General features: G+C 62.3%; 28 protein-coding genes and 1 pseudogene. 18 read left to right on the top strand and 11 right to left on the bottom strand.

The genetic code is table 11. The features are described from left to right. Positions 1 to 1,047, bottom strand: a complete 1,047-nt coding sequence (locus ACQ7C1_RS22075) for a Gfo/Idh/MocA family protein (protein ID WP_430959782.1) — start codon at positions 1,045 to 1,047, stop codon at positions 1 to 3. On the opposite strand from ACQ7C1_RS22075, the gene ACQ7C1_RS22080 reads away from it, so the two are divergent. From ACQ7C1_RS22080 to repC, 10 genes are all read left to right on the top strand, one after another. Further along, positions 1,034 to 1,315: a hypothetical protein gene (locus tag ACQ7C1_RS22080; RefSeq protein ID WP_430959783.1), complete on the top strand. Its 282-nt coding sequence runs from the start codon at positions 1,034 to 1,036 to the stop codon at positions 1,313 to 1,315. The two genes, ACQ7C1_RS22075 and ACQ7C1_RS22080, sit on opposite strands and share 14 nt — an antisense overlap. A gap of 76 nt (positions 1,316 to 1,391) precedes the next feature. Then, on the top strand, positions 1,392 to 2,690 hold the full coding sequence (locus ACQ7C1_RS22085; RefSeq protein WP_430959784.1) for an extracellular solute-binding protein: 1,299 nt from the start codon (positions 1,392 to 1,394) through the stop codon (positions 2,688 to 2,690). An 85-nt stretch (positions 2,691 to 2,775) separates the two neighbouring features. Continuing rightward, entirely contained in the window at positions 2,776 to 3,705 is a 930-nt protein-coding gene (locus tag ACQ7C1_RS22090; RefSeq protein WP_221113633.1) for a carbohydrate ABC transporter permease, read from the top strand. After that, the gene (locus tag ACQ7C1_RS22095; protein ID WP_085782016.1) at positions 3,702 to 4,544 is read left to right on the top strand and encodes a carbohydrate ABC transporter permease; all 843 of its coding nucleotides are present in this window, start codon (positions 3,702 to 3,704) and stop codon (positions 4,542 to 4,544) included. Before ACQ7C1_RS22090 ends, ACQ7C1_RS22095 begins: the two co-directional genes overlap by 4 nt. 43 nt (positions 4,545 to 4,587) lie before the next feature. After that, entirely contained in the window at positions 4,588 to 5,826 is a 1,239-nt protein-coding gene (locus tag ACQ7C1_RS22100; protein ID WP_430959785.1) for an ROK family transcriptional regulator, read from the top strand. Positions 5,827 to 5,871: 45 nt separating this feature from the next. Further along, complete coding sequence (locus ACQ7C1_RS22105; protein ID WP_430959837.1) at positions 5,872 to 6,726, top strand: sugar phosphate isomerase/epimerase family protein; 855 nt, start codon at positions 5,872 to 5,874, stop codon at positions 6,724 to 6,726. A 22-nt stretch (positions 6,727 to 6,748) separates the two neighbouring features. Next, entirely contained in the window at positions 6,749 to 7,810 is a 1,062-nt protein-coding gene (locus ACQ7C1_RS22110) for an ABC transporter ATP-binding protein (protein WP_085782018.1), read from the top strand. A 240-nt stretch (positions 7,811 to 8,050) separates the two neighbouring features. Continuing rightward, a complete protein-coding gene (repA, locus tag ACQ7C1_RS22115) occupies positions 8,051 to 9,259 on the top strand; it encodes a plasmid partitioning protein RepA (RefSeq protein ID WP_430959786.1) in 1,209 nt (402 codons plus the stop codon). 70 nt (positions 9,260 to 9,329) lie between these two features. Then, a complete protein-coding gene (repB, locus tag ACQ7C1_RS22120; RefSeq protein ID WP_430959787.1) occupies positions 9,330 to 10,304 on the top strand; it encodes a plasmid partitioning protein RepB in 975 nt (324 codons plus the stop codon). A 212-nt stretch (positions 10,305 to 10,516) separates the two neighbouring features. After that, complete coding sequence (gene repC / locus ACQ7C1_RS22125; protein WP_430959788.1) at positions 10,517 to 11,818, top strand: plasmid replication protein RepC; 1,302 nt, start codon at positions 10,517 to 10,519, stop codon at positions 11,816 to 11,818. Here the strand turns inward: repC and ACQ7C1_RS22130 are convergent. Further along, a complete protein-coding gene (locus tag ACQ7C1_RS22130) occupies positions 11,811 to 12,290 on the bottom strand; it encodes a ProQ/FINO family protein (RefSeq protein ID WP_430959789.1) in 480 nt (159 codons plus the stop codon). The two genes, repC and ACQ7C1_RS22130, sit on opposite strands and share 8 nt — an antisense overlap. A 242-nt stretch (positions 12,291 to 12,532) precedes the next feature. Here ACQ7C1_RS22130 and panC point away from each other — a divergent pair, with 242 nt between their 5' ends. Together panC and panB are read left to right on the top strand one after the other, a co-directional pair. Continuing rightward, positions 12,533 to 13,456, top strand: a complete 924-nt coding sequence (panC, locus tag ACQ7C1_RS22135; RefSeq protein ID WP_430959790.1) for a pantoate--beta-alanine ligase — start codon at positions 12,533 to 12,535, stop codon at positions 13,454 to 13,456. Further along, a complete protein-coding gene (gene panB / locus ACQ7C1_RS22140; protein ID WP_097601236.1) occupies positions 13,453 to 14,274 on the top strand; it encodes a 3-methyl-2-oxobutanoate hydroxymethyltransferase in 822 nt (273 codons plus the stop codon). Before panC ends, panB begins: the two co-directional genes overlap by 4 nt. 45 nt (positions 14,275 to 14,319) lie before the next feature. On the opposite strand, the gene ACQ7C1_RS22145 is transcribed toward panB, so the two are convergent. Next, a complete protein-coding gene (locus ACQ7C1_RS22145) occupies positions 14,320 to 15,234 on the bottom strand; it encodes a LysR substrate-binding domain-containing protein (RefSeq protein WP_430959791.1) in 915 nt (304 codons plus the stop codon). Between the two features lie 145 nt (positions 15,235 to 15,379). Here ACQ7C1_RS22145 and katG point away from each other — a divergent pair, with 145 nt between their 5' ends. Then, positions 15,380 to 17,566, top strand: a complete 2,187-nt coding sequence (katG, locus tag ACQ7C1_RS22150) for a catalase/peroxidase HPI (RefSeq protein WP_430959792.1) — start codon at positions 15,380 to 15,382, stop codon at positions 17,564 to 17,566. 547 nt (positions 17,567 to 18,113) lie between these two features. Continuing rightward, a complete protein-coding gene (locus ACQ7C1_RS22155) occupies positions 18,114 to 18,839 on the top strand; it encodes an SDR family oxidoreductase (protein ID WP_430959793.1) in 726 nt (241 codons plus the stop codon). 92 nt (positions 18,840 to 18,931) lie between these two features. On the opposite strand, the gene ACQ7C1_RS22160 is transcribed toward ACQ7C1_RS22155, so the two are convergent. The 3 genes from ACQ7C1_RS22160 to ACQ7C1_RS22170 all read right to left on the bottom strand — a co-directional run bounded on the left by ACQ7C1_RS22160 (position 18,932) and on the right by ACQ7C1_RS22170 (position 20,232). Beyond that, positions 18,932 to 19,342 (bottom strand): type II toxin-antitoxin system VapC family toxin, encoded by a 411-nt coding sequence (locus tag ACQ7C1_RS22160; RefSeq protein ID WP_221157535.1) that lies wholly within the window; start codon positions 19,340 to 19,342, stop codon positions 18,932 to 18,934. Further along, complete coding sequence (locus tag ACQ7C1_RS22165) at positions 19,339 to 19,599, bottom strand: antitoxin (protein WP_085781307.1); 261 nt, start codon at positions 19,597 to 19,599, stop codon at positions 19,339 to 19,341. The genes ACQ7C1_RS22160 and ACQ7C1_RS22165 overlap by 4 nt, the downstream gene beginning before the upstream one ends. Positions 19,600 to 19,674: 75 nt before the next feature. Further along, positions 19,675 to 20,232 carry a DUF3299 domain-containing protein gene (locus tag ACQ7C1_RS22170; protein WP_430959794.1) on the bottom strand — a complete coding sequence of 186 codons (558 nt, stop codon included), beginning with the start codon at positions 20,230 to 20,232 and terminating at the stop codon, positions 19,675 to 19,677. 79 nt (positions 20,233 to 20,311) lie between these two features. Between ACQ7C1_RS22170 and ACQ7C1_RS22175 the strand changes: the two are divergent. Continuing rightward, positions 20,312 to 20,448 (top strand): annotated as a pseudogene (locus ACQ7C1_RS22175) (response regulator); the annotation flags it as partial. A gap of 50 nt (positions 20,449 to 20,498) precedes the next feature. Here the strand turns inward: ACQ7C1_RS22175 and ACQ7C1_RS22180 are convergent. Then, complete coding sequence (locus ACQ7C1_RS22180; RefSeq protein WP_430959795.1) at positions 20,499 to 21,071, bottom strand: pyridoxamine 5'-phosphate oxidase family protein; 573 nt, start codon at positions 21,069 to 21,071, stop codon at positions 20,499 to 20,501. A gap of 14 nt (positions 21,072 to 21,085) precedes the next feature. After that, positions 21,086 to 21,790 carry an SDR family oxidoreductase gene (locus ACQ7C1_RS22185; protein WP_430959796.1) on the bottom strand — a complete coding sequence of 235 codons (705 nt, stop codon included), beginning with the start codon at positions 21,788 to 21,790 and terminating at the stop codon, positions 21,086 to 21,088. A gap of 106 nt (positions 21,791 to 21,896) precedes the next feature. On the opposite strand from ACQ7C1_RS22185, the gene ACQ7C1_RS22190 reads away from it, so the two are divergent. Further along, positions 21,897 to 22,772 carry a LysR substrate-binding domain-containing protein gene (locus tag ACQ7C1_RS22190; protein WP_430959797.1) on the top strand — a complete coding sequence of 292 codons (876 nt, stop codon included), beginning with the start codon at positions 21,897 to 21,899 and terminating at the stop codon, positions 22,770 to 22,772. A gap of 50 nt (positions 22,773 to 22,822) precedes the next feature. On the opposite strand, the gene ACQ7C1_RS22195 is transcribed toward ACQ7C1_RS22190, so the two are convergent. Next, the gene (locus tag ACQ7C1_RS22195) at positions 22,823 to 23,662 is read right to left on the bottom strand and encodes an oxidoreductase (RefSeq protein WP_430959798.1); all 840 of its coding nucleotides are present in this window, start codon (positions 23,660 to 23,662) and stop codon (positions 22,823 to 22,825) included. Between the two features lie 303 nt (positions 23,663 to 23,965). On the opposite strand from ACQ7C1_RS22195, the gene ACQ7C1_RS22200 reads away from it, so the two are divergent. Continuing rightward, positions 23,966 to 24,571, top strand: a complete 606-nt coding sequence (locus tag ACQ7C1_RS22200) for a WHG domain-containing protein (RefSeq protein ID WP_183704998.1) — start codon at positions 23,966 to 23,968, stop codon at positions 24,569 to 24,571. Positions 24,572 to 24,603: 32 nt separating this feature from the next. Here the strand turns inward: ACQ7C1_RS22200 and ACQ7C1_RS22205 are convergent, their stop codons facing one another. Continuing rightward, complete coding sequence (locus ACQ7C1_RS22205) at positions 24,604 to 25,068, bottom strand: nuclear transport factor 2 family protein (RefSeq protein ID WP_184459874.1); 465 nt, start codon at positions 25,066 to 25,068, stop codon at positions 24,604 to 24,606. Between the two features lie 137 nt (positions 25,069 to 25,205). Here ACQ7C1_RS22205 and ACQ7C1_RS22210 point away from each other — a divergent pair, with 137 nt between their 5' ends. Then, complete coding sequence (locus ACQ7C1_RS22210; protein ID WP_430959799.1) at positions 25,206 to 25,577, top strand: winged helix-turn-helix transcriptional regulator; 372 nt, start codon at positions 25,206 to 25,208, stop codon at positions 25,575 to 25,577. A 115-nt stretch (positions 25,578 to 25,692) separates the two neighbouring features. Here the strand turns inward: ACQ7C1_RS22210 and ACQ7C1_RS22215 are convergent, their stop codons facing one another. Next, on the bottom strand, positions 25,693 to 26,661 hold the full coding sequence (locus tag ACQ7C1_RS22215; RefSeq protein WP_430959800.1) for a zinc-dependent alcohol dehydrogenase family protein: 969 nt from the start codon (positions 26,659 to 26,661) through the stop codon (positions 25,693 to 25,695). Positions 26,662 to 26,702 lie beyond the last annotated feature (41 nt).

Genomic DNA, 26,702 nt, shown 5'->3' on the forward strand with positions numbered 1-26,702 from the left:
TCAGCCGAGCGCCTCATCGGTATGGCTGAGATCGGAGGCGAGCGCCTTGTCGAGCACCTTCTGGATGCTGGCGGCGCGCCGGAAGGAGGGTTCCTGGGTCTTGCCCGCCCGCACGGCCTGGACGAAACGCTGATAGTTCGTCTCGACGGGATCAAAGGGCACTTCGCGCCAGGTCGCTGTGTGCACGTCTTCGCCGAGGCAGGCGCGCAAGCTCGATTTGCCGGTGTCGTAGATCATCTCGACCGAGCCGGTTTCGCCATAGACTCGGAGACGGAGCTGATCCATCTGGCCGGCTGCCGTGCGTGTCGCCTGGATCGTGCCGATCGCGCCATTGGTGAAGTCGACATTCATCGTGAAGCTGTCATTGGCGTCGAGATCATATTCCCCGATCCTGTGATCCGGCGCCTTGTCGAAGGTCTTCAGCCGCGCAAAGACGTGGGCGACGTCGAGGCCGGAGCCATAAGAGGCGAAATCGACGATGTGAATGCCGATATCGCCAAGCGCGCCGTTCGAGCCGTGTTTCTTGCTCAGCCGCCAGAGCCATTTGCTTTCGCTCTTCCAATCGCCCCAGTGGCGGCCGACCAGCCAGCTTTGCAGATGCGACGCCTCGACATGGCGCACGGCGCCGATCTCGCCGGCAAGCACCATCTGCCGGCCCTTCTGCAGCGCCGGCGAATTGCGATAGGTGAGATTGACCATGCCGACCTTGCCGGCCCGCTCGATCGCCTCGGTCATTTCCATCGCCTTGACGGCATCGGTGGCGAGCGGCTTTTCGCAGAAGACGTGTTTGCCGGCGGCGATCGCCTGAAGTGTCGTCGGGTGGTGGATACGATCGGGCGTGACGTTCGCCACCGCATCGAACTCGCCCCACGCGAGCGCATCCTCCAGCGAGATGAAATGATTGGCGATGCCATGTTCGGTGCAAAAGGCCGCGAGCCGCTCCGGGACGACGTCGACGCCGCCAACGACGCTGACGCCTTCGATCGCCTTGAAACGCGCGGCGTGCTGGTTGGCCATGCCGCCGGTTCCGAGAATGAGTAAACGCATCTTCTCCTCCATGGACTTCAGTTTCCGGCTGCCGCTGCGGCCGGAGCAAAACGAACTGACACCATCGCGGCCATCCGCGATCGATCGGCCTTTTCCTCAGGAAAATTGCGGGTTGGATGCGCCTGATGTCCCTAAGGCGCTGTCGACAACTTATTTTGGCGCGCATCCCTTCCGAAAACCGCAGCGTGCGCTAGCTGCTGTTGAATGTCGCCAGCATCTCATCCTCCCAAGCTCTGGCTTGACATCAAATCAAAGTAACTTAATCTAATTAATGCAGCACGGAAATGAGGAGAGGTCAACCGACCGCCAGGCTGTATTCGTTCAAAATGGGGAGGAGACCCATCATGAAGAGCGCAACCGTCAGCGCATTGGCGCTGAGCACTGTCTTATTTTCAGCATCCGCCATTTTTGCCCAGGAACTTGCCACCAAAGACCGGATCGGCCTTGCCGATGCGCCGAAAACGCTCGTCGTCCGCCTGACGAACGACAGCCCGAACAATTCCGATCCCGCGATTGCCGAGGGCTATCAGAAGCTCTTCGTCGATTTCATCAAGAAGCATCCGGACTGGAAATTGCAGATGCAATTCATGTCCTCGGACATCGGCACTGAACAGGCCAAGATGCTGGAGCAGGCCAAGGCCGGCAACGCGCCGGATTGTGCGGCCGTCGACTCCTTCGTGCTCTCGCAGTTCATGGTCAATCACGTGCTGGCCGATTTCACACCCTATTTCTCCAAGGAAGAAATCGACGATCTCTTCCCCTTCATCCGCGACGGCATCACCGACAAGGACAAGACCATCCGTGCCTGGTGGTGGGATACGGACCTGCGCGTTCTCTACCGCAACAAGTCTGTGGTCGCAGATGCGCCGAAGACCTGGGACGAACTGAAGAAGGCCGCCCTTGCCTCCACCAAGGAGGGCATGGAAGGCGTGCTCTTCAACGGCGGGCGCTGGGAAGGCACGACCTTCGACTGGCTCGCCAATTACTGGGCGCTCGGCGGCAAACTCGTCGACGACTCGGGCAAGCCAATCTTCGGCGAAGGCGAGAACAAGGAGAAATTCCTGAAGGCGCTGAACTACTTCAAGGATCTCGTCGATTCCGGTGCGGCGCCGAAGCGCGTTACGACGATCGCCAATTACGACGATATGAACGCTGCGGCGGCTGCCGCGACGACGGCGCTCTTCATCGGCGGCAACTGGCAATATGCACAGCTGAAGACGACGCTCGACGAAGAGGAATTCAAGAACTGGACCTTCTCGCCGATCCCGGGCCCCACGGCCGACCAGAAGTCGACGGGCACCGGCGGCTGGACGGTCGCCTCCTTCAGCAAGGACAAGGAGAAGATCGAAATGTGCGCCAACCTGGCACGCGACGTCTATATGGGTCCTGCAAACGCGCTGCAGCAGCAGCTGCCGACGCGCAAGTCGCTCTTCGACAAGTATGAGGTCTTTTCGACGGAAGCCAACAAGACCTTCGCCAATGCGCTGGTCGATGGCCAAGCCCGGCCCGGCGTGCCGATCTATCCCGAGATCTCCAACCAGATCCAGATCATGATGGGAGACGTGCTGTCGGGGACGAAGAAACCGGAAGAAGCCCTGGATGCCGCATTCAGCGCGGCGATGGAGGCTTACAAGCGTCTCTGATCCCGGGCGTTTCCAACGCTTGCGACCGCGACGGCGCCTCGACTTGAGGCGCCGTCGACAGTGCCAAACCCGGACAGAGAAGCCAATGAGCCCTATTGCCATCGAGGCTGACAGCCCGCCTCAGAGCAGAACGTTCATGCGCCGGTTCGCCGGTGCGCCCCTGCCCTGGATCATGCCGGTGATCATCGTCATCGGCATATTCTACCTTTATCCCGTCATCGACGTTTTCCGGCTTTCCTTCACCAATGCGACGCTGATCGGCGACACCCAGGACTATACGCTGGGGTCGATCACCAATGCGCTGAGCTCGCCGCAACTGCCCGACATTCTCTGGGCGACGCTGATCTTCGTCGGCGGCAGCGTCATCGGCCAGCAGATCCTCGGCCTTGCGGTCGCCGTCACCGTCATTCGCGGCGAAAAGCGCGGCCTGTTCGGCACCACGATCCTGAGAACCACGGCGCTTGTCGCCTGGGTCGTGCCGGGCATTGCCGGCGGCATCATCTGGCAGATGCTGTTTTCCGAAGCGCCCTACGGTGCGCTGAACAGCATTTTGAGGCTGATGCACATGCCGACCGTCGCCTGGCTCTCGGACCCGGCAATGGCGCCGTGGTCGACGCTGATCTCGAACATCTGGCGCGGCACCGCCTTTTCGATGGTCGTCATGTATGCGGCGCTGAAATCGATCGATCCCTCGCTCTACGAGGCGGCGGAGGTCGACGGCGCCAGCGCCTCGCAGCAGTTCTTCTTCGTCACGCTGCCGCAGCTGCGCGCTGCCATCCTCGTCAACATGATCCTGATCACCATCCAGACGGTGAACACCTTCGATGCGATCATCACACTGACAGGCGGCGGACCCGGGCGCGCGACCGAAGTGATCTCGCTCTACGTCTTCAATATCGTCTTCCGAAACTATGACCTCTCCGGCGGCAGCGTGCTCTCCGTGCTGATGCTGATCATCAGCCTCGGGCTCGCCTTCGTCTATGCGTCGTTCCTGCCGAAGGAGGAAGAGCAATGAGCGGACGCACCGGAAGCCGGTTAGGCGATGCCATGAGCTATCTCTTCATGCTGGTGATGTTCGTCTTCTTCGCCGGCCCCCTCACCTATTTGCTGTCGATGGCGCTACGCGACAAGCGCGAGGTCTATCGCGGCGCGGCGCGCTACATTCCCGACAACCCTACCATTCAGAACTTCATCACCGTTCTCAACAACAGCTATTTCCCGATCTATCTCTGGAACGGCCTGAAGCTTGCGGCTCTGAGCGGGCTCGGCGTGCTGATCGTTGCCTTGCCCGCCGCTTACGCTTTCTCCCGCTTCCAGTTCCGTGGCAAGGGCCTCTCGATGATGGGGCTGCTGCTCTTCCAGATGATCTCGCCGCTCGTCATCATGGTGCCGCTCTATCGCTACATGAACCGCCTCGGCCTGCTGGACACGCATTTCGCCGTCGTCATGGTCTATATCGCGCTCGGCGTTCCCCTGGCGACCTGGCTGTTGAAAAGTACCGTCGACGGCATTCCGCGCAGCCTCGACGAGGCGGCGATGATCGACGGCTGCAACCGCTTCTCGGTTTTCTGGCGCATCATCGTGCCACTGTCGGCGCCGGGCATCGCCTCGGTTTTCATCATCACTGTGATTGCCGGCTGGTCGCAATTCCTGGTGCCTTTCCTGCTGCTCACCAAAAATGACCTGATGCCGATCGGCGTCGGAATCTTTAACTTCCGCGGCATGCAGACCGACTCGTCCATCCAGCTGCTTGCTGCCGCCTGCCTGATTGCGGTCGTTCCGGCGATCGTGGCCTTCCTGTCGCTCCAGAGGCTGATCCTCGGCGCGATGACCAGCGGCGCGGTGAAGGGATGAGAGGGTCTGCTTCACTCTCCACGCGCGCGGAAGGATTGAACGCATGAACCAGACACTCGACGCTAGGCTCTCCCCCGATCTGACGGGCGCCAATGTCGAAGACGCCGGCGAGCACAACAGGGCCGTCGTGCTCCGCTGCATCCACCGCCAGGCGCCGATTTCGCGCGCCGAAATCGCCAGGCAGACGGGCTTCACCAAACCGGCGATCGCACGCATCGTCGACCGCCTGCTGGACGAGGGCCTGATCATGGAGGCCCGCCGCCGGCATGGGCTCAGAGGCCAGCCGGCAATCGAACTCGAAATCAATCCCGACGCCTATTACGCCATCGGCATCAACATCGACCGCGACCATCTGACGATCCTGGCGGTCGACGCCGTCGGCAATGTGCGCGCCCGCGTACACCACGAGAAACGCTTCATCCTGCCGGCGGAATTCATGCAACTGACATCAGATGCGATCTCGCATTTCCAGCGCAGCCGACTGATCGACGATGCGCGCCTTGCCGGCATCGGCCTTGCCATGCCGGATTGGCTCGGCGAAATCTCGCTGCTCGGCAAGCCCGACGCCTATCAGGAATGGACTGATTTCGACGTGCGCGCCGCACTGGAGAGCCTGACGCCGCATCCCGTCTTCACCGAAAATGAGGCTAATGCCGCTGCCCTTGCCGAGCTCAACTACGGCCTCGGCGCGGAAAGCAGCAGCTTCTTCTATATCGCCGTCAATGCCTGCCCGGGCGGCGGCCTCGTTCTCGACGGCAACGGCCATCGCGGCGCCATGGGCCTCAGCGGCGAGATCGGCTGGCTTCCGATTGCCGACGGCCGCGACGGCGAGGCGCAGAAGGTCCAGCTTCTCGGGGAGATCTTCTCGCTGTTCTTCCTCTATGATTTTCTCGCCCGGCATGGGATCAAGGTGAGCGTGCCGCAGGATCTGCTGACCCTCGACGCGCGCGGCAAGCGCCTCGTTTCGCAATGGCTGAAGGAAATGAGCGCGCATCTCGCCGTCGCGGTCAAACATATCGCCATGATCGTCGATCCCGATGCCGTGCTCGTCGGCGGCCGGCTGCCGATCCGCATCGTCGATGAATTGCTGCGTTACGTGCACGAGCATCTCGACGCCGAGGACACGAACCTGCCCTCGCTGCATCGCGCCTCGATCGGCGAGGACGCCTCGGCCATGGGTGCGGCGGCCATGCCTATGGCGGCGGCCCTGATGCTCGCATCGGCCGATGTGGCGCAGCGCACGCGCTCGCCGCTGAAATTCATGGATCGGCTGAACAGTTGAAACGACCGCAAGGCCCCCGGATTTTGATGAGGATCGGAGGATATGGTGAAAATCGGCTTCTATACCTCGACATTCAATGACCGCCCGCTGGAGGAAGTGGTGGATTTCGCCGCGTCGGCGGGGTTCGAAGCGATCGAGATCGATGTCGGCGGCCACATCAAGACGCCCGACCGGGTGGAGGACGCCGTCTCGCTAGCACGAAGCCGCGGCCTCTTCGTCTCCTCGATGACTTTTTTCGGCAATCAGCTCGATGCCGACCACGACAAGCGCCGCGAACTCCGGGCAAGGACCTCAGAATTTGCCGAAGCGATCGGCGGCGCCGGCGTTCCGATATTCGTGATCTTTCCCGGTCGTAACGATACGGCAAGTGACGAGGCCAATTATGACGACTTCGCCGACTTCGCGATTGGGCTGATCGCGCAAACGCGGGCAAGCGGCCTCACCTTCGCGATCGAGAACTGGCCCGGTCCTAGAGACGATTTCATCGGAACGACGCCTCGGGGATGGCAGGAACTTTTCCGCCGCATCGAGGACTGCCGCTTCGGCCTCGAATTCGACCCCTCGCACCTCATCCGCATCGGCGTGGATCCCTATCGGGCGCTGGAGGCGGTCAAGGACCGCATCGCCATTCTGCACGCCAAGGATACGGCGATCGACGCCGAGGCCCTGCAGGCACTCGGCTTTCACGGCAAGGGCTGGTGGCAATACAAGTTGCCGGGGCTCGGTCTGCTCGACTGGCCGCGTTTCCTCAGGCAGGCCCGCGGCTACGGTTTTGACGGCACGCTGTCGATCGAGCACGAGGATGCCGCTTACGGCTGGCCGGGCAAGGACTTGGCCGCGCGCAAGGAGGGTGAGCGCCTCGGCCTCGATTTTCTCAAAAGTGTCTTGAACGGACTTTGACGGCGAATTCGGGAGGAGTTTCATGGCCCATGTTTCGGTCAGCAATGCGCGCAAGGACTACGGCGCGTTCAAAGCCATCAAAGGCGTGTCCGTCGATATCGGCGACGGCGAATTCGTCGTCCTGGTCGGCCCCTCCGGCTGCGGAAAATCGACGCTGCTCAGAATGATCGCCGGCCTGGAGGGCATCACCTCGGGCAAGATCCAGATCGGCAAGCACATCGTCAACGAGCTTGCGCCCAAAGACCGCGACATCGCCATGGTGTTCCAGAACTACGCGCTCTATCCGCATATGACGGTGGCGAAGAACATGGGCTTCTCGCTGCGTATGAAGCGCATGCCGAGATCGGAGATCGATCAGCGCGTCGGCAATGCGGCAAAAATCCTCGGGCTGGAAAACCTGCTGGAGCGTTATCCGAAGCAGCTTTCGGGCGGCCAGCGTCAGCGCGTCGCCATGGGCCGGGCGATCGTGCGCGATCCGGCCGTCTTCCTGTTCGACGAGCCTTTGTCGAACCTCGATGCCAAGCTTCGGGTGCAGATGCGCTCGGAGATCAAGGAACTGCATCAGCGGCTGCAGACGACGACTATCTACGTGACCCACGACCAGATCGAAGCCATGACCATGGCCGACAAGATCGTCGTCATGAAGGATGGGCTGATCGAGCAATCGGGCTCGCCGCTCGAACTCTACGACCGCCCGAACAATCTGTTCGTCGCCGGTTTCATCGGCTCGCCGGCGATGAATTTCATCAAGGGCAGCATGAGCGAAGACGGGTTCAGGACCGTGGACGGGCTGCTGCTGCCGAGCGAACGCCGGCCGAAGGATGCCGTGACCTACGGCATTCGCCCCGAACATATCATGCTCGACCCCAACGGCATCGAAGTGACGACCGTCGTCGTCGAGCCCACAGGCTCGGAAACACTCGTGCTCGTGCGGCTCGGAGGGCAGACGCTGACCTGCGTCTTCCGCGAGCGGATCCGGGCCGCCCCCGGCGACGTGTTGAGGATCGCCCCCGGCCACGACACCGTTCACCTCTTCGGCGCCGACGAGCAGCGCATTACCACAGGCGAAGCGCCATTGAGTTAAGCCCGCCGAATGCCCCCTCCCCTTCGGCCGGGCGCCGCCGGGGGCGCTTTGTCAGCGCCCCCGGCCCAAAATCCCCGGTCGACCGGACATCACGCAGAGATCCGGCAAGTGCTTGGACGAGCATCGAAAAGGTTAATATGCGTTAACCTTAAATTTCTTGGCCGGCATCGGAGAATCGCGGATAATAACGGTTACAGGGGCTTTTGATCCCGAAAACCGTTATCCGAAAGATTGCTGCCGATGAACGCTAATTCGAACGCCGTGAAGGCCGCGCCGCTCTATTTCGAGGATCAGATTCTCGAGCACGGCGACGTGATTTCGAAGAAGCTGCATCTCCTGAGCGTGCAGCGCTTTCCGCCGAACGCGAAGAAGACGCTGCGCAGCTTTTCTCTTGCCGAAGTCGCCAGTTATGTCGGCGCTTCGCAGAGCACGCTGAAGAAACTGCATCTCGAGGGCAAAGGCCCCTGCCCGCAAACGTCGCCTTCTGGGCGGCGCTCCTACAGCGCTGAGCAGATGCTCGAGCTGAGGTGCTATCTCGATGCGCATGGCCGCTCCGAAAGCCGCATGTATGTGCCCCATCGCCGCGCTCATGAGAAGCTACAGGTCGTCGCCGTCGTCAATTTCAAGGGCGGCTCGGGCAAGACGACGACGGCTGCCCATCTTGCCCAGCATCTGGCGTTGACCGGCCACCGCGTGCTCGCCGTCGATCTCGATCCGCAGGCATCGCTCTCATCCCTGCACGGCTTCCAGCCGGAGTTCGACCAGGCCGCCTCGCTCTATGAAGCGATCCGCTATGACGGCGAGAAGAAGCCACTCTCCGAGATCATCCACAAGACGAATTTCCCGGGTCTCGACATCGTGCCAGCCAATCTCGACCTGCAGGAATATGAATACGATACGCCGCTTGCCATGGCCGACAAATCGACCAATGACGGCAAGACCTTCTTCACCCGCATCTCTCGCGCGCTTGCCGAGGTCGACGATCGTTACGACGTCGTCGTCATCGATTGCCCGCCGCAGCTCGGCTACCTCACGCTGACGGCGCTGACAGCCGCGACCAGCGTTTTGATCACCATCCATCCACAAATGCTCGACGTCATGTCGATGGGCCAGTTCCTTCTGATGCTCGGCGGCATCCTGAAGCCAATCCGCGCCGCCGGCGCCGAAGTGAACCTCTCCTGGTATCGCTATCTCATCACCCGCTTTGAGCCGACCGATGTGCCGCAGGCGCAGATGGTCGGCTTCATGTCGACGATGTTCCACGAATTCATGCTGAAGAACCAGATGGTCAAATCCACCGCGATCTCGGATGCCGGGATCACCAAGCAAACGCTTTACGAGGTCGAGCGCGCCTCGATGAACCGGGGAACCTATGATCGCGCGCTGGAGGCGATGGGCGCCGTCAACACGGAGATCACCGGCCTTATTCACCAGGCATGGGGGCGGTGAATTTGTCGGCTGACAAATTCACCGTTTCCGTGAAGCAAATCAATGCAATGACCGCAATCGGAGGACGCTGATGGCACGAAAGAATCTGCTGGAAGGGCTGGCCGATATGCCTGATGAAAACGCAGGCGCGCCGAACTACCCGATGCGCGGGGCAGGCCGGTCGCTCGTCCGCTCGCTGGATGAGCTTGCCAAGCAGGCGGAAAAATTCCTAGAGGGCGAGGCGGTGGTCGATCTCGACCCCGATCTCGTCGAAGCCTCCTTCATCAAGGACCGCCTGTCCGAGAATGACGAGGACTTCCAAGCGCTCGTCGAAGCGATCCGCGCGCGCGGACAGGACACGCCCATCCTGGTGCGTCCCCACGCCAGGATCGACGGACGTTATCAGGTGGTCTTTGGTCACCGGCGGCTGCGCGCCGCCCGCGAACTCGGCCGCAATGTCCGTGCCGTCATCAAGGTGATCGACGACCAGACCCACGTGATCGCCCAGGGGCAAGAGAATTCGGCCCGCGCCGACCTCACCTTCATCGAGCGCGCACTCTTTGCCAGACGGCTGGAGGAGCTCGGTTACGACAGGGAGGTCGTCTCGACCGCACTTGCCGCCAATGCGGCTTTGGTCTCGAAGATGCTGTCGGTAATGGACCGCATCTCGCCGGAGGTCGTCCAGGCAATCGGGCCGGCGCCCGGCGTCGGCCGCGAGCGCTGGGTGGAACTGTCGCTGCTCGCCGGAAAATCGGCCAATGCGGCAGGTGTCGCCAAGGTCCTGCAAGACGACAACTTTCATCAGTTACCTTCCGACAAACGTTTCGAAGCGCTCTATGCGGCGCTGAACAAAAGCGCGCGACCAGTCAAGAAAACCGTCGCCGCGAGGAAGGTGAAATGGCAGCCGTGGGATAAGGCGGTGCAGGCGGAAATGAAGAATGACGGCAAGGCGTTCTCGCTCTCGATGAAGGCCAGAAATGCCGGCCGTTTCGGAGAATTTCTCTCCGGCAGGCTGGATGCGCTCTATGAGCAATTCCTCGCCGAGGAGGGCAAACAAGGAGACTGAAACCGCAAAAGAAAAAGGCCCCCAAACGAACGAGTCGTGGAAGCCCTTCTCACATCCTTAAGCAAGACAGAGAATCGCATTTTCACGAATCCCAGTCAAGAGTCCTGCAGCGCCTCGGCGTCTTTTCAGACGCGCAAATGACGCAGCGGCACTTTTCCTCCTCGCATCGTTTCGGTGAGCGGATTTCTTTTGCCTGATGAGAGGTGAAGGAAATGGAGAGTGACTATGTGACGACGCCCTTCGGGCGGCGGCCGATGTCGCTTGCCATGCTGCTGAAACAGCGGCGAGGCGAGGCGATCGCGGCCGGAACGACGCGCAACAAATGGAAACTGTTCCGATCGGTCTGCGAGGCGCGGGCAGGGCTGGATGTCACCGACCGGGCGCTGACGGTGCTCGATGCGTTGCTGACATTTTATCCTGAGGACGAACTCTCCAGCGAAAAGCCGCTGGTGGTCTTTCCTTCGAACGCGCAGCTTTCGCTCCGAGCCCGCGGCATGGCCGCCGCAACTTTGCGCCGGCATCTTGCCGCGCTGGTCGGAGCCGGCCTCATCTCCCGCAAGGACAGCCCGAACGGCAAGCGTTATGTGCGCCGCAGCCGGGAAGGCGGGATTGACGAGGCCTATGGCTTCAGCCTCGCCCCGCTTCTCGCCCGCGCCGGCGACATCGAGACGATGGCAGCGCGCATCGCCGCCGACCGGCAGATGCTGCGCGGTCTTAAGGAGCGGCTGACGATCTGCCGGCGCGACATCGCCAAACTGATCTCCGCAGCCGTCGAGGAAGCCGTTCCCGGCGATTGGGAGCGCGTGTCTTCGATGTTCCAGGCGATCCTGGAGCGCATTCCGAGGGTTGCCAATCTGGAAAACCTCCCACCGATCCTCGATGAACTGGAGACAACACGCGAGAATATCGTCAAGCTTCTGGAACTACATGAGAAAATGCAGATGCCGAGCGCCAGTGAATCCCAAATTGAGCGCCACATACAGAATTCGAACCCCGAATCCATACTTGAATTTGAACGAGGGCTGGGAACCGGGCAGGCGGCGACGACGGAGAGACTGACCGAGCAGAACGACTGGCCGGGGATCAAGCTCGACGATGACGGACGCGGAGCGCAAGAAAATGGTCTAGAGGGACCGCGCTTCGTTAAGAGCGCGAGGGCAGGGGAACTGAAAAGCTTCCCGCTCGGCGTGGTCCTCCAGGCCTGCCCCGACATTGCAGATTACGGCCCGGACGGCAGCGTGCGCAGCTGGCGGGATCTGATGACTGCGGCGGTCGTCGTGCGCTCGATGCTGGGCGTCAGCCCCTCGGCCTATGAGGATGCGTGCTCAGTGATGGGATCGGAAAACTCGGCTGCCGTCATCGCCTGCATTCTGCAGAGGGGAGGGTGCATCCATTCCGCCGGCGGCTATCTCCGGGACCTCACTCGGCGTGCCGAGCGAGGTGAGTTTGCGTTGGGCCCGATGCTGATGGCGCTCCTGCGCGCAAAAGGTCCACCTGTCGCCAAGCTCAGCTGACGGCGTTCTTCCTGCCGCGTAGAAGTGCGGCGCGGATCTGTTCGTTCTTGCTCAGCACAGGAGCGGGGACCACGACAGGTGCCGGCTCGGGTTCCTCGGCCTTCGCGGCGCTCTGCTTGAGGCTCAGGAAACGCTTCTGCGCAACCAATCGGTCTTCCTCCGACAGCGGCTCGACCGGTTCGCCGTCGATGTTATGGCGCATCGAATCGGGCTGGGCGCTGGCGAAATAATAGCGCCGGCAATGGACATAGGCAGCGGTCGCGCGCCGAAGCGTCGTCACGCCGGCATCGGGCTTCAGGAGCGGGCGCAGCTCGTTGAACAGACCGACGACGAAGGGGAGGACGGGATCACCGGGCTTGGCCGGAAGCACGCCGACAGGCCGGATCAGCAGCGAGTTGATCGCGTTTGCCTTCTCAACATCAAGCTCGGTCGCCGCTATCGGCCCGCGGCTGATCTTCCAGGGTTTGTCCATGTAAACTCCATAACGGCCGACTGTGATGGTATCTTGACGGAGAGGGTAGATAGAGGCGCAGGTCGCACATTGCTAGCCCTGCCGCAAGCCGGATGCGAGACAAAGATTTCCGAGCGGATATGGGTCGGTTTATCGGCCGACCATGCATCTAATCGTTTTTTGTCCGGAAGTGCATTGACCTCGGGCTTCGATTACATTTCTTATCCGCGCCCAAGATGAGTGACCGGCCGCGGGGAGGATGTATGCGGGTTTTCTCGAATATTGAAGAGCTGCGCCACACGCTCGATGCGCTGAAGCGGCAGGGGCGCACCGTCGGCCTCGTTCCGACCATGGGCTATCTCCACGCCGGACATCTCAAGCTCGTCACGCGCGCCCGGGCCGAGAACGACATCGTCGTCGTCTCAATCTTCGTCAATCCGCTGCAATTCGGCCCGGCCGAAGACCTCGGCAAATATCCGCGCGATCTCGAGCGCGATGGCGACATGCTCAAGCAGGCCGGCGTGAATTTCCTCTTCGCGCCCGGCGTCGAGGATATGTATCCCCGCCCGATGAAGACGGTGGTCGACGTTCCCGATCTCGGCCGCGAACTCGAAGGCGCAGTCAGGCCCGGCCATTTTGCCGGAGTCGCCACCGTCGTCACCAAGCTTTTCAACATCGTCCAGCCTCAGACTGCTTATTTCGGGGAGAAGGACTACCAGCAGGTCGTCATCATCAAGCGCATGGTGGAAGATCTCGCCGTGCCGGTGCGGGTGATCTCTGTGCCGACCGTGCGCGACAGCGACGGCCTCGCCTTGTCGTCGCGCAATGTCTATCTCAGCCCCGATGAGCGGCGCGCGGCGGTGATCGTTCCGCAGGCGCTGGATGAGGCCGAGCGGCTCATCGCCGAAGGCATCACCGATGCGCAAGAACTTGAGGCGAAACTCACCGCCTTCATCGGCCGCGAGTCTCTGGCAAAACCCGAAGTCGTCGCAGTCAGGGATGCAGAAACGCTGGCGCCGGTCGCTTCGCTCGAAGGCCCCATCGTGGTGGCGCTCTTCGTGCAGATCGGCACGACGCGGCTTCTCGACAACAGAGTTGTCGGAAACAACAGCAGCCCGGCGAGCGGGAACAGAATGATCCGAGACAACCGAATGAGCGGTCAGCCGGGAAAGGGAGTGACGAAATGAGCGCCACCGGATCTCAGAAGCGCCTGACGCCGACGCGGATCGCAGCCATGAAGGGCGGTAAGCCGATCGTCTGCCTCACCGCCTATACGACGCCGATGGCGCGCCTCCTCGACGAGCATTGCGACCTGCTTTTGGTCGGGGATTCGCTCGGCATGGTGCTCTACGGCATGGAGACCACGATCGGCGTGACGCTGGACATGATGATCGCTCATGGCAAGGCCGTGATGCGCGGCGCCGCCAATGCCTGCGTCGTCGTCGACATGCCCTTCGGAAGCTATCAGGAATCGAAGGAGATTGCCTTCCGCAACGCCGTGCGCATCATGCAGGAAACCGGCTGCGACGCCGTCAAGCTCGAAGGCGGCGAGGAGATGGCCGAAACCATCGCCTTCCTGACGAAGCGGGGCATTCCCGTGCTCGGCCACATCGGCCTGATGCCGCAGCTCGTCCACACCGCCGGCGGCTATCGCTCCGTCGGCCATTCCGAACACGAGACCTCGAAGATCCGCCGCGACGCGCATGCGATTGGCGGCTCAGGCGCCTTCGCCGTCGTCGTCGAGGGCACGGTGGAGCCACTGGCCCGCGAAGTGACGGCAGCCGTGCACATCCCGACTATCGGCATCGGCGCCTCTTCCGCCTGCGACGGCCAGATCCTGGTTTCCGACGACATTCTCGGCCTCTTCAATGATTTCAAGCCGCGTTTCGTCAAGCGCTACGACGAACTCGGCAAGAGGGTCGCGGACGCCGCCGCCTCCTATGCCGAAGAGGTGCGGGCGCGCAAATTTCCGGCAGCCGAGCATACGTTCAAGCGCCGCAGTTGAGGTGAGGGGCGGGGTCTTAGACGCTGAGATGACGGCCAAGGTCCGTCACGTGAGCGGATCCTGCGCGCGCATCGTCTCGGCCGAGCGGCGCACCGCCTCGGCGACTTCCTGCAGCTGCTTGGCCATCGGCGTCGAATTGCGCCAGACCATGCCGATCGTCCGCGACGGCTGTGGCGAGGGGAAGCGGGAGATTGAGACAGGCGCCGACCGCGTTTCGACCGGAACGGCCATCTCCGGAATCAGTGTCACGCCGATGCCGGCGCCGACCATCTGGACGAGGGTGGAGAGCGAGCTGCCTTCCATGATCTCCCGCGGGCGGGCTGGGCCGATCTTGCAGAAGGACAGCGCCTGGTCGCGGAAGCAGTGGCCCTCTTCGAGCAGCAGCAGCCGCATTTCGCGCAAAGCTTCGCGCTCTGGCACCGGCTTGTCTCCATCCTCCTGCCGCCTGACCAGCACGAATTCTTCCCTGAAAAGCTCGAGTTCGGTGAGCGAGGATTCCGACACCGGCAGCGCGACGATCGCCATGTCGAGCTGGCCCTGCGCCAGTTCATGAACCAGCTTGCCTGTCTGCGTCTCGCGCACCTCGATCTGAATTCCGGCGAAGGTTTCGTTGAGATCGTTTATAATTGCCGGCAGCAGATAGGGCGCGATCGTCGGAATGATGCCGATGCGCAGGCGCTTGAGAAAGGATTCGCGCGAGGCTCGGGCAAACTCCCCCAATTCGTCGACGGCGCGCAGGATGTCGCGGACGCGCAGCGCAAAGCTCTGGCCGAACGGGGTAAGCTTCACCTCGCGCGCGCTGCGCTCGAAGAGCTCGCCGCCCAATTCTTGCTCGAGTTCTTTGATCTGCATGGAGAGCGCCGGCTGGGAGATGGCGCAGGCGTCGGCGGCGCGGCGGAAGCGGCCATCTCTCGCCAGGGCTTCGAAATAGCGTAGCTGTTTCAGGGTAAGATTCTTCATAACCTGAGCTTATCGCAGCAATCAGTAAATCCAACTTAAAATTATTGAACGCTTCCGATATGAAGACTGCCAGGGAGAGAGTGGGGCGCCAGCTCGGCTCATCTTTTTTGAACCGCCGACCGATCAAGCAATGAAGGAGACGATCATGGACAACCCCACTGACAGCACAGGAAAATGTCCTGTAGCCCATGGCAATACGCCGCGCGGCAGAGCCAACCGCGACTGGTGGCCGAACCAGCTGAACGTGCAGATTCTTCATCACAATTCCGGCCGTGCCGACCCGATGGGCAGGGACTTCGACTATGCCGAGGAGTTCAAGAAGCTCGATCTCGACGCGCTGAAGAAGGATCTTCATGCGCTGATGACGGATTCGCAGGACTGGTGGCCGGCCGACTTCGGTCATTACGGCGGCCTCTTCATCCGCATGGCCTGGCACAGCGCCGGCACCTATCGCATCACCGACGGCCGCGGCGGCGCCGGTCAGGGCCAGCAGCGTTTCGCACCGCTGAACTCCTGGCCTGACAATGCCAACCTCGACAAGGCTCGCCGGCTGCTCTGGCCGATTAAGCAGAAATACGGCAACCGCATCTCCTGGGCCGACCTCCTGATTCTCACCGGCAACGTTGCGCTCGAATCCATGGGCTTCAAGACCTTCGGCTTCGCCGGCGGCCGCGCCGACGTCTGGGAGCCCGAGGAGCTCTATTGGGGCCCTGAGGGCACCTGGCTCGGCGATGAGCGCTACAGCGGCGAACGCCAGCTGGCAGAGCCGCTCGGCGCCGTGCAGATGGGCCTCATCTACGTCAACCCGGAAGGCCCGAACGGCAATCCCGACCCGGTCGCTGCGGCCCGAGACATCCGTGAAACCTTCGCCCGTATGGCAATGAACGACGAGGAAACCGTGGCATTGATCGCCGGCGGCCACACCTTCGGCAAGACCCATGGCGCAGGCGACCCGTCCTTTATCGGCGCCGAGCCGGAAGGCGGGGCGATCGAAGACCAGGGCCTTGGTTGGAAGAGCACGTTCGGCACCGGCGTCGGCAAGGACGCGATCACCGCCGGCCTCGAGGTCACCTGGTCGCAGACGCCGACCAGGTGGAGCAACTACTTCTTCGAAAACCTCTTCGCTTACGAGTGGGAGCTGACGAAGAGCCCGGCCGGCGCGCACCAGTGGCGGGCCAAGAACGCCGAAGCCACCATTCCGGATGCTTATGAGGCGGGTAAGAAGCATGTGCCGACCATGCTGACCACCGATCTGTCGCTGCGCTTCGATCCGATCTACGAGAAGATCTCGCGGCGGTTTCTCGAAAATCCCGGTGAGTTCGCCGACGCTTTCGCCCGCGCGTGGTTCAAGCTGACCCACCGCGACATGGGACCGAAGGTGCGCTACCTCGGCCCTGAAGTTCCGGCCGAAGACCTGATCTGGCAGGACGTGATCCCGGCGGTCGACCATCCGCTTGTCGACGATCAGGACATTGCCGACCTCAAGGCCAAGGTTCTCGCCACGGGCCTTTCCGTGCAGGAACTGGTCTCGACCGCCTGGGCGTCGGCCTCGACCTTCCGCGGTTCCGACAAGCGCGGCGGCGCCAATGGCGCGCGCATCCGTCTTGCCCCGCAGAAGGACTGGGAAGCCAACCAGCCGGCGCAGCTCGCCAAGGTGCTCGGTGTTCTCGAAGGCATCCAGAAGGACTTCAACGCTGCCCAGACGGGGGCTAAGAAGATCTCGCTCGCCGATCTGATCGTGCTTGCCGGTGCTGCCGGCGTCGAAAAGGCCGCGGCAGCGGGCGGCAACGCCGTCAGCGTGCCCTTCACGCCGGGCCGCATGGACGCGTCCGAAGCCCAGACCGACGCGCATTCCTTCGGGCCGCTCGAGCCCCGCATCGACGGCTTCCGCAACTATGTGAACGACAAGCGCCATCAGTTCATGAAGCCGGAAGAAGCGCTCGTCGACCGCGCCCAGCTTTTGACGCTGACCGGGCCTGAGATGACCGTCCTCGTCGGCGGCCTGCGCGTGCTGAAGGCAGGCAATCCCGAGCACGGCGTCTTCACCTCGCGCCCCGAGACACTGACGAACGACTTCTTCGTCAACCTGCTCGACATGGCCACGCAGTGGGTTCCCGCCGCCGGCAAGGACGGCGTCTATGAAGGCCGCGACCGCAAGACGGGTGCGCCCAAGTGGACCGGTACCCGCGTCGATCTGATCTTCGGCTCGCACTCGCAGCTGCGCGCCTTCGCCGAAGTCTACGGCCAGGCCGACTCCAAGCAGAAGTTCGTCAAGGACTTCGTCGCCGCCTGGAACAAGGTCATGAACGCCGACCGCTTCGACCTCTTCTGATCGGTTCAGCGAGTTTTGCCCGGGCGCGGCTTTCGGCCGCGCCCGGTTTTTTTTGTGAATGTCCTGGGGCGGCTACAACCGTCCAAGCTTCCGATCCTCGCCGCACGTGATGGTTGGTGGGGCGCGGGCACCACCTATCCTTCCCTCATCCCAGTGACCTCAGGCTTAGCCCGAGGGATATGACAGGGATCCAGCGCGCCCAAGTCCTTGGGCGCAGGAAACTCCCTTGTTTTCAAAATAGTCATTCACCGCGCGGACGCGCGGTGGCTGGATTCCTGTGACAGGCACGGGAATGAGAAGTGTGGGGTTGGCCTCCGGCCACTTTTCCGCAGCCGTTTCATTTTTACTCGGCGTCGTCTTCGGCCTTGTGCCGAGGATCTGCTGCCCTATCGACCGGAAGCAAGTGCTCGGGACAAGCCCGAGAATGACGGAAGAGAGTTCAGAGGCACCACCGCCCAATCGCCCAGATCATCCCCGCCACGCCGCGAACTTCTAGCCATGACCGACCCCGCATGCGATAGATGATCGACACATTTGGAGAGTGGATATGAACGGTTTGCAAGGCAAAATCGCGGCCATTACCGGAGCTGCCTCGGGCATTGGATTGGCGACGACCGAGGCGATCATCGCGGTGGGCGGCACGGTCGTGATGATCGATCGGGACGAGACGGCGCTGAGTGCGGCCTGCGGCAGGCTCGGCGAGAGGGCGATCGCGCTGCCGCTCGACCTTCTGAGACCCGAGGAGTGCGCCGGCCTGCTGGACGGCATTCTCTCGAAGGCCGGCCAGGTCGACATCTTCCATGCCAATGCCGGCACCTATATCGGCGGGGATCTGGCGGATGCCGACCTCGATGCGATCGACCGCATGCTCAATCTGAACGTCAACGTGGTCATCAAGAACGTCCGGACGGTCATGCCGCACATGATCGAGAGAGGGACGGGAGACATCATCGTTACCAGTTCGGTCGCGGGCCATGCCCCGGTTCCGTGGGAGCCGGTCTATTCGCCTTCGAAATGGGCGATGCATTGCTTCGTCCAGACCATGCGGCGGCAGCTCCTCAAGAACGGCATCCGCGTCGGATCCCTCTCGCCCGGACCTGTCAGCAGCGCTCTGCTGAAAGACTGGCCTGCGGAAAACCTGCGCAAGGCAAAAGAGGCGGGCGCGCTGATCGAACCCCGCGACGTCGCGGAAGCAGTGCTCTTCATGCTGACCCGGCCGCGCAACGTGACGATCCGCGACGTGGTGATCCTGCCGAGCGCCTTCGACATCTGATATGAGTGAAGGCAGGGTGGATTCCTCTCCTAAACCGGCTGCGTGAAGAGGCGGATAGTGCGTGCCGAAACGCCGGCTGAAGCTCTCCGGGGCTACCGCCCGGTCGTCCAATCCTCGACGCGCAGGCCATCCACGCGCCGGAACTCCCCGACGTTGTTCGTAATAAGAACAAGATCCCGCGTCTTCGCCTGCGCAGCTATCAGCACATCGTAAGGACCGATCGGTGTTCCCTTTGCCGCCAACGCCGCGCGGATCTCTCCAGCGGCCAGCGCATCCTCGCGCTCGAAACCGACGGTCGGGAAATCCGCCATGAACAGGCGCAGGGTTTCGAGATTGTAGGAAATTTTCGCGCTCTTGTAGGCGCCGTAATAGAGCTCGTGCATGACGATGCTCGACAGCCCGATCGATCCCTCGTCGCTGTCCATGATGTGGGCGAGCAGCGTGTCGGACTTCCGGCCGATCAGAGCGATCACCGCATTGGTATCGATGAGATGAGTGATCACTTGAACAAGTCCTGAAGGCCAGTTCTCTCCTGATCTTCCGGCTGCTCACGTCCCTCCGCCATGAAATCGTCGCTGAGGCCGCGCTCCAGGGCGCTGCGCAACGAGGCCCAGCGCCCGCCGTGATCGGTCCGCGGCCGCAGAATGATCGCATCGCCTTCCCGTGTCACTTCCACCTGATCGACGTCGAAGCGAAACTCCTTCGGCAGCCGGACGGCCTGCGAATTGCCGGATTGAAAGACGCGCGCATATTGCGGCATAGAGAACGCTCCACAGGTCGTATATATAGTTATGTATATACGCGGCTGGCGGCACTCATGCAAGAAGCCGTTCCGCTAGCGAGGCAGAATGCCGAAAGGCGAGAGCGTCAGCAGATCGGGATCATCGCTCGCCGTCGCTTTCGCCACTTGGGCATGGCTCATGCTGTAGCCGTAGGAAAGGACGCGGACGCCGTCGATCATGAAGAACTGCGCCTGGTCCAAGGCGGGCCGCAGGCTGCCCGTTACGGTGACGGTCTCGTACATTCTTTCGAGGTGCAGAGGCTCCTGCGGAACGACGCGGACCAGCTGATTGGGCGGAGGGGAGGGCATGTGGCTGCAGGCTCCGGCCCAGGGGACCAGCATGAATTCGTAGACGAGATCACCATCCTGGTCGACCGGCAGCACGAAGCCCGTCAATGCGACGGGCTGGCCTTCGTCATGCCAGACAAGCGTTTCGCCCTGCGGGCCGCTGACCGTCTTGCCCGACAGCGGCATTGTCGCCTTGGCCTGTTCGGCCGGGCGCAAAGCGCTCCAGAAGATGGGCTGGGCTGCGGCAAAGGCATCGGAAACCGGCGGTGCGGAAGCAAATGCCAGCACCCCGAACATCAGGCGAAACAGTCTGTGCTTCATCATCGCGTCTCCCGTGGCCGCCGTTTCGGCGACCTGCCGCTGCCGCGGAGGGTACTCCTGATTTCGCTCGGCCGTCCATCCGCTTTCCCTCGGCGGAAAGGATTTCCTGACCAAGCCCTTCGAGGCGATCGATGCGGTGCTGCGCATCTTCAACCTGCTCGAAACTCGCATCCTGACGCTGGAACTCACGGGCTGGCGACGCCGAAATCGGACCGCCCGGGGACGATTGATCGCCTCCGCTCAACGTCCGAAAGCGCGCCGATTTCAGGTCAGGGATTGACCCAGCGGCAAGAAGAGAGGGCGCCGGCTTCGTCATAACAGAACAGCGCGCGTTGATTGTCCTGCTGCCGCAGCTGGAACCAGTCCAGCGTCCAGGCCCGGAAGATCAAGACGCCAAAGCGCGTCTTTCCCTCGACCTCATCCGCAGGCTCTGCCGCGTCGATCGTTTCGAAGGCGCGCTCGTCCCCGGGCGGGCCGCCCGCATAGGTCATCCGCGTCCGCGCGGGCAGCCTGCCCCACGCGGCATTAGCACCTGCGCTTCCCGGCCCATGAAGCTCGACCGCCCCTTGAAGCCGAAGCTGCAGCCGGCTCTCGGCGCTAAAGCCGAGGATCGTGACGCGGGGATTGACTGAAAGTTCCAGCCATTTGGAGCTGCGCGTATCCGTATGAAATTCGAGACACCGCGCCAACCTGTCGGCCGCACGCAGCACGACCATGCGCGCCTGCGGCTTCGCCTCGGTATCGACGGAGCAGAGGCTCACATAGCGGAAACCTGACTGCGGATCTGCCGCAGCCGTTTTGAGCTCTGCCCATGCCGCGGCATCGATGTCAGTGAGATCCACCGGCGGGTCCCCGGTCAGACTGAACGCGCGATGCCGCCGTCGACGCGGATGTTCTGGCCGGTGATGTAGCCCGCACCTTCCGACAGGAGGAAGGCGATGGTGGCGGCGATTTCCTCGCTCGTGCCGTAGCGGCCCATCGGAACGCTGTCCCGCCGCTCGTCGGTCGCTGGCAGGCTGTCGATCCAGCCGGGCAGGACGTTGTTCATGCGGATGTTCTTGGCCGCATAGGTGTCGGCGAAGATCTTGGTGAAGCTTGCCAGTCCCGCGCGGGCGACCGCAGAGGTCGGGAACATCGGCGAAGGCTCGAAGGCCCATGCCGTCGAAATGTTAACGATCGCACCGCCGCCCTGCGCTTCCATGATCGGCGTCACCAGGCGCGTCGGGCGCACAGCGCTGAGGAAATAGACCTCCATGCCCTTGTGCCAGTCCTCGTCGGAGATTTCGAGGATCGGCGCACGCGGGCCGTGGCCGGCGGAATTGACCAAAGCGTCAATCCGCCCCCACGTCGCCATCGCCAGATCCACGAGGCGCTTGACGTCGTCGTTCGACTGGTTCGAGCCGGTGACGCCGACGCCGCCGAGTTCTTTCGCCAGCGCCTCTCCCTTGCCGGAGGAGGAGAGAACAGCGACGCGATAGCCGTCCGCCGCGAGTTTCCGGGCGGCCGCAGCCCCCATGCCGGACCCGCCCGCGGTGATGAGAGCGACTTTTCCTTCAGACATTGAAACCTCCGATAGCTGATTTTGCGCAGCATTATGGCAGATGCTGATGGGACTTTCGCGCGAGAAAGAAAGCTGCCAGACTGTAGAAAATCTACTGGATATGCCGATGAACCCATCCCGCCGCACGCTGCCGCCCCTGAATGCCCTGCGCGCCTTCGAGGCCTCCGGCCGCAGGCTGAATTTCCGCGCCGCCGCCGAAGAACTGGGCGTCACGCAGGGCGCGGTCGCGCAGCAGGTTCGCGCGCTGGAGGATCAGCTCGGCCTCAGGCTGTTCCAACGCCTTGCCCGCGGCCTTGCGCTCACTGCCTATGGCACGGCCTATCTGGCGGACGTGACCCGCGCCTTCGATACGCTTGCCGAAGCGACCGCGCGGCTTCTCGACCGGCCGGAAATGGTAACGATCACCGCCACCCCCACGGTCGCCACCAGGCTGTTGATCCCGCGGCTCGCCGAGCTCTATGCCGCCCTTCCCGACATCGATCTGAGGACGGTCGCCACCGAGGCGCTGTCGGATTTCGACCGCGAGCAGGTCGATATCGCGGTGCGTCTCACCCGCCCGCCTTTTCCGGCGAACCTGCAGGCGCAGCTGCTGTTTCGCCAGGAACTTGTGGCCGTCGCAAGCCCGCATCTGGTCAAGGGCCTGACCTTGCCCCTAAGCGGCGAAGAGCTTCGCAAACTACCGCTTCTGCACGACTCGCACGATCACTGGCCGGTATTCCTGCGCACGCGCGGGAAGCTGCCCGGCGCGGCCTTCAACCATACGACCCTGGCGCTCGACGCCGCACTTGCCGGCCGGGGCGTCGTGCTCGCCTGCCGGGCTTTCGTCATGGCCGATCTCGAGGCCGGACGGCTGGTGCAGGTGACTGATGCGACGGCGACCATTGGACCCGATTACTACCTCGTACGCAAGCGCTCGTCATCGCCGCGAAAGGCTGTGGACGCGGTCTGGGACTGGTGTGCGACGCAGTTGCCGCTCTCCTGAAGCGCCGCGTCGGCCGGCTAAGAGTGGCTCGCTGCTGCTCTTTCTGCCGCTCAGACCGTCGACGTAATGATGCGATCGAACATCCGGTCGCTGAGCCAGCGGCGCAGCCACAGGACCGGGCCTGCCATGTAGCCGGTATGATACCGTGTCTTCGGCCTGGCTGCGGTGATGGCTTTCAGAATGGTGGCCGCCACGACGGCGGGGTCCGACAGCCGTGAGCCGGAATAGATTTCATGCATGCTGGCCGCGGCCTTGTTGGCCCCCTTGGCATAGGCGCCGCTGCCTGACGTCTTCTTCAGATTGTCGGCGGCGATATGCCCCCATTCCGTTTTGATGCCGCCCGGCTCGACGATGACGACGTCTATCCCGAAAGGTTTGGTTTCCAGGCGAAGCGTATCCGACCAGCCTTCGAGCGCATGCTTCGTCGCATGATACCAGCCGCCGAACGGCGTGTAGATCTTGCCGCCGATCGAGGTGATGTTGACGATCTTTCCGAACTTGTTCTCGCGCATTTTCGGGAGGACGAGCTGGGTCAGCCGGGCAAGCCCGAAGAGATTCACCTCGAACTGACGGCGGCCTTCGTCGACCGGGACATCCTCGATCGCCCCGTAGGAGCCGTAACCGGCATTGTTGATGAGAATATCGATCGAGCCGCGTTCCGCCACGATCCGCTCGACCGCAGCCACGATCTCCTCGTCCTTGGTGAGATCCAGCGGCACGGCGACGGCGCCGCGCTGCGCGAGTTCCTGCATCTGCTCGACGCGGCGCGCGGCGACGTAGACCCGGTAACCCTCCTGCAGCAGTTTCTGGGTCGTGGCATTGCCGATGCCGGACGAGGCTCCGGTGATCAAAGCGGTTTTTTTCTTGGCGGTATTGGATGAGATAGCCATGACAGCACCTTCAGTTGATGGAATGGGGTCGGCGGGCCACGTCGGACTGACGGCCTCGCCAGTCGGTTAGTTTTGGAAGTCGGTGGAGAAGGCTCCGGGTTTGCCCGGTGTCGCCGTTACGCAATCTCCGCGGGAGCAAACCCGGATGAGCTGCCGGCCAAAGGCGGACGATGTGTCTGTGATAAGCCAGTTCTTCGACATCGCAGTTCTTTGCATCCTATTTTGAACAGTGTTAAGATGCACATATAGACGTCAATTTGAACGCTGTATAGATGTACGTACGAAAAATTTTGGAGCGCTGGAGTGTCTGAAAAGCGGGGCTATCATCACGGGGAGCTGAGGAAGGCGCTGATCACCGCCACCGACGACATCCTGAGAGAAAACGGCATAGAGGGGTTCTCATTGCGTGATGCCGCGAGACGAGCCGGCGTGTCGCCGGGAGCGCCCGCGCACCATTTCGGCAGCGCATCGGGCCTGCTGACCGAAGTGGCGATTCTGGGCTATGAGGAGCTGGCCCGCTATCTCGGTGAGGCAGTGGATGACGGAACGCCGGCCGGAAGGATGCGCGCCCTGGCCGCGGCCTATGTCGCCTTCGCGCTCGACCATCCCGGCCGGTTCCGTCTGATGTTCCGCAAGGATCTCGTCAATCGCACCAACCCCGTTTACGAAGAAACGAGCAAACGGGCTCTTTGGCCTTTCGCCGAAGCCATCGCGCGGGTCAACGGCACGACTTTGGAGGCACTATTGGAAGCGCGGAACCTCGCCCCGATCTTTGCCGCCTGGTCCACCGCCCACGGCATCGCCTATCTCGCACTCGAAGACAAGATGCACTTCGCGCTCCAGGGCAACTACGATGAGGACTTTCGTAAAAGGCTCCTGCCGGAAATACTGAAGGCTCAATGGGCATAACCATGGGCCGGCGGGCGCCGGCCCCATCGACTTCAAAACATCGTGTTCTTGTTGGCCGCCTCTTTCGGAACGGCCTGAATCACGTCCCAATGCTCGACGATCTTGCCGTCCTTGACGCGGAAGATATCGACGATGGCCTGGCCGCGGTCGTCGGCGCCGTTCGTCGCGTGCACATGCAGCCAGACGAGATCGCCATCGGCGGCGCTGCGGACGATCTCCGCCTTCGATTGGGCATTGTCCTTGAAGAAGCCGGTGAAGAAGGAAATCAGCGGCTGCTTGCCGTCGGGAACCTGCGGATTGTGCTGCCGGTAATCCTCCGCAACGACCGAGGCGGCCGTTAGATCGTGCTTGTTGAAGAACTTGTCGTAAAATTCCACCACCAGCTTCCGGTTGGCTTCCTCGACCTTCAAGTCGCGGGCGGCCGATTCAGCAGAAGCGCCGGAAGGCGCGGCGATGCCTGCCAGAATGGCGAGCGCGAAAAGCGATTGAAATCTCATGCATCAAGCTCCTTAGTATGGATCAGCGATCTAGTCTAAAAGACAGACTATGAGAGCTGGTCTATGAAACCTCGCCTTGCCCGACAAGAAGGCAGGTTTTGGTGGCAAGGTCAGCCTGCGGTGACCGAGGAGAGGGCATGCCTGGGGAATGGAACGAGCCGAAACAACAGCCCGGAGCCGGCTGCCCGATCAGAGGTGTGCTCGATCGCATCGGTGATCAATGGAGCCTGCTCACCCTCGAAGCGCTTGAACACGAAAAGAAACGCTTCAACGAGCTGCAGCGCGAGATCGGCGACGTTTCGAAACAGATGCTCTCCAAGACATTGCGGCATCTGGAACAGGACGGCTTCATCAGCCGCACGGTTTATCCTGAGGTTCCGCCGCGGGTGGAATATGAACTGACGGAGATGGGGCGCTCATTCCTGATCCCGATGAAAGTGCTGATCGGCTGGGCGGACCGGAACCATTCGGAAATCATGAGGGCGCGGGAGCGGAATGAGACAGGTTAGAATTTAAGCCACCAACAGCTCAATGCTTGCCACCTGATCGAGAATTGGAATCCGTGATTTGCCTTTCGCTTGCGCTCAAGGCGTGCGTCGCTGCCGCTTCTATAAGGCGCCCCCATCACGCCAGCAACACCTTTCCCCCCGTGCGGAAGGGCAGGGCGGCGCGCAGCGCCTCGCCGATCTTTTCCAGCGGAAAGACCTCCCGCACCTCGGTCGCGATGACCTTGCCCGCGATCTGCGTAGCGACTTCGGAATAGGCGCGCTGGACCTCGACCACCGCCTCGGAGTGAACCCATTCCCTAAGGTGACAATAGGAAAAGGCGATGTCGGGATGGGCCGACCAGAATGACGGCGGGATGCTCTCACCCGAAAGCAGACCATAATGCAGGAAGTGCCCGCCGGGCTTCAGCGCATCGGCAAGTACCGATGCGCGCGCGCCGCCGACGCAGTCGAGCACTGCATCGAGCCCGGACCTGCCGGCGAGGCCGGTGGCAAGATCGCCATCCGCTCTATCGACGATGACAGCCTCCAGCCGGCCCCGCAGGCGCGCGAGGGATTCTTCGCTGCGGACGATCGCGATCGGCTCGACGCCAACGGCGTTTGCCATGCCGATGAGGATCGACCCGATCGAAGAGGCGGCGGCATTGACAGCGATACGCATGCCCGGTCTCAGCCCGATCTTCTTATGCAGCATTAGCCAGGCGGTCATCGGGTTAACATAGCTGGTCGCGGCCTCGAAATCCGAAAGCGCGTCGGGCACGCGAAGGCACCAGTTCGGATCGGTATCCTTGAACTCCTGCCATCCGCCGGCGCTGCGCACCGGCAGCACGCGTGCCCCCGGCGCAAGCCCATGAACCTCTTCGCCGCATTCTTCGACCACCCCGAAGGCTTCGAAGCCTGGGATGAAGGGCAGGGTCGTGCGGCCGGCATAGGCGCCAGAGATGGTGATGATATCGGAGGGATTAATCGAGCGCGCCAGCAGGCGAACGCGAACCTGGTCTCGCGAAAGCGGCGCCAGATCGGCGCGTTCGATGCCGACGACCTCCTCGGCCGGCCCGAATTTTCGCACGAGCGCCTGATATTGCATTTGCATCCCCCACACAGTCGGTTAGAACACGCCTTCGAAAT

Source organism: Rhizobium sp. Nf11,1, from assembly GCF_050587665.1.
GTDB lineage: Bacteria > Pseudomonadota > Alphaproteobacteria > Rhizobiales > Rhizobiaceae > Rhizobium.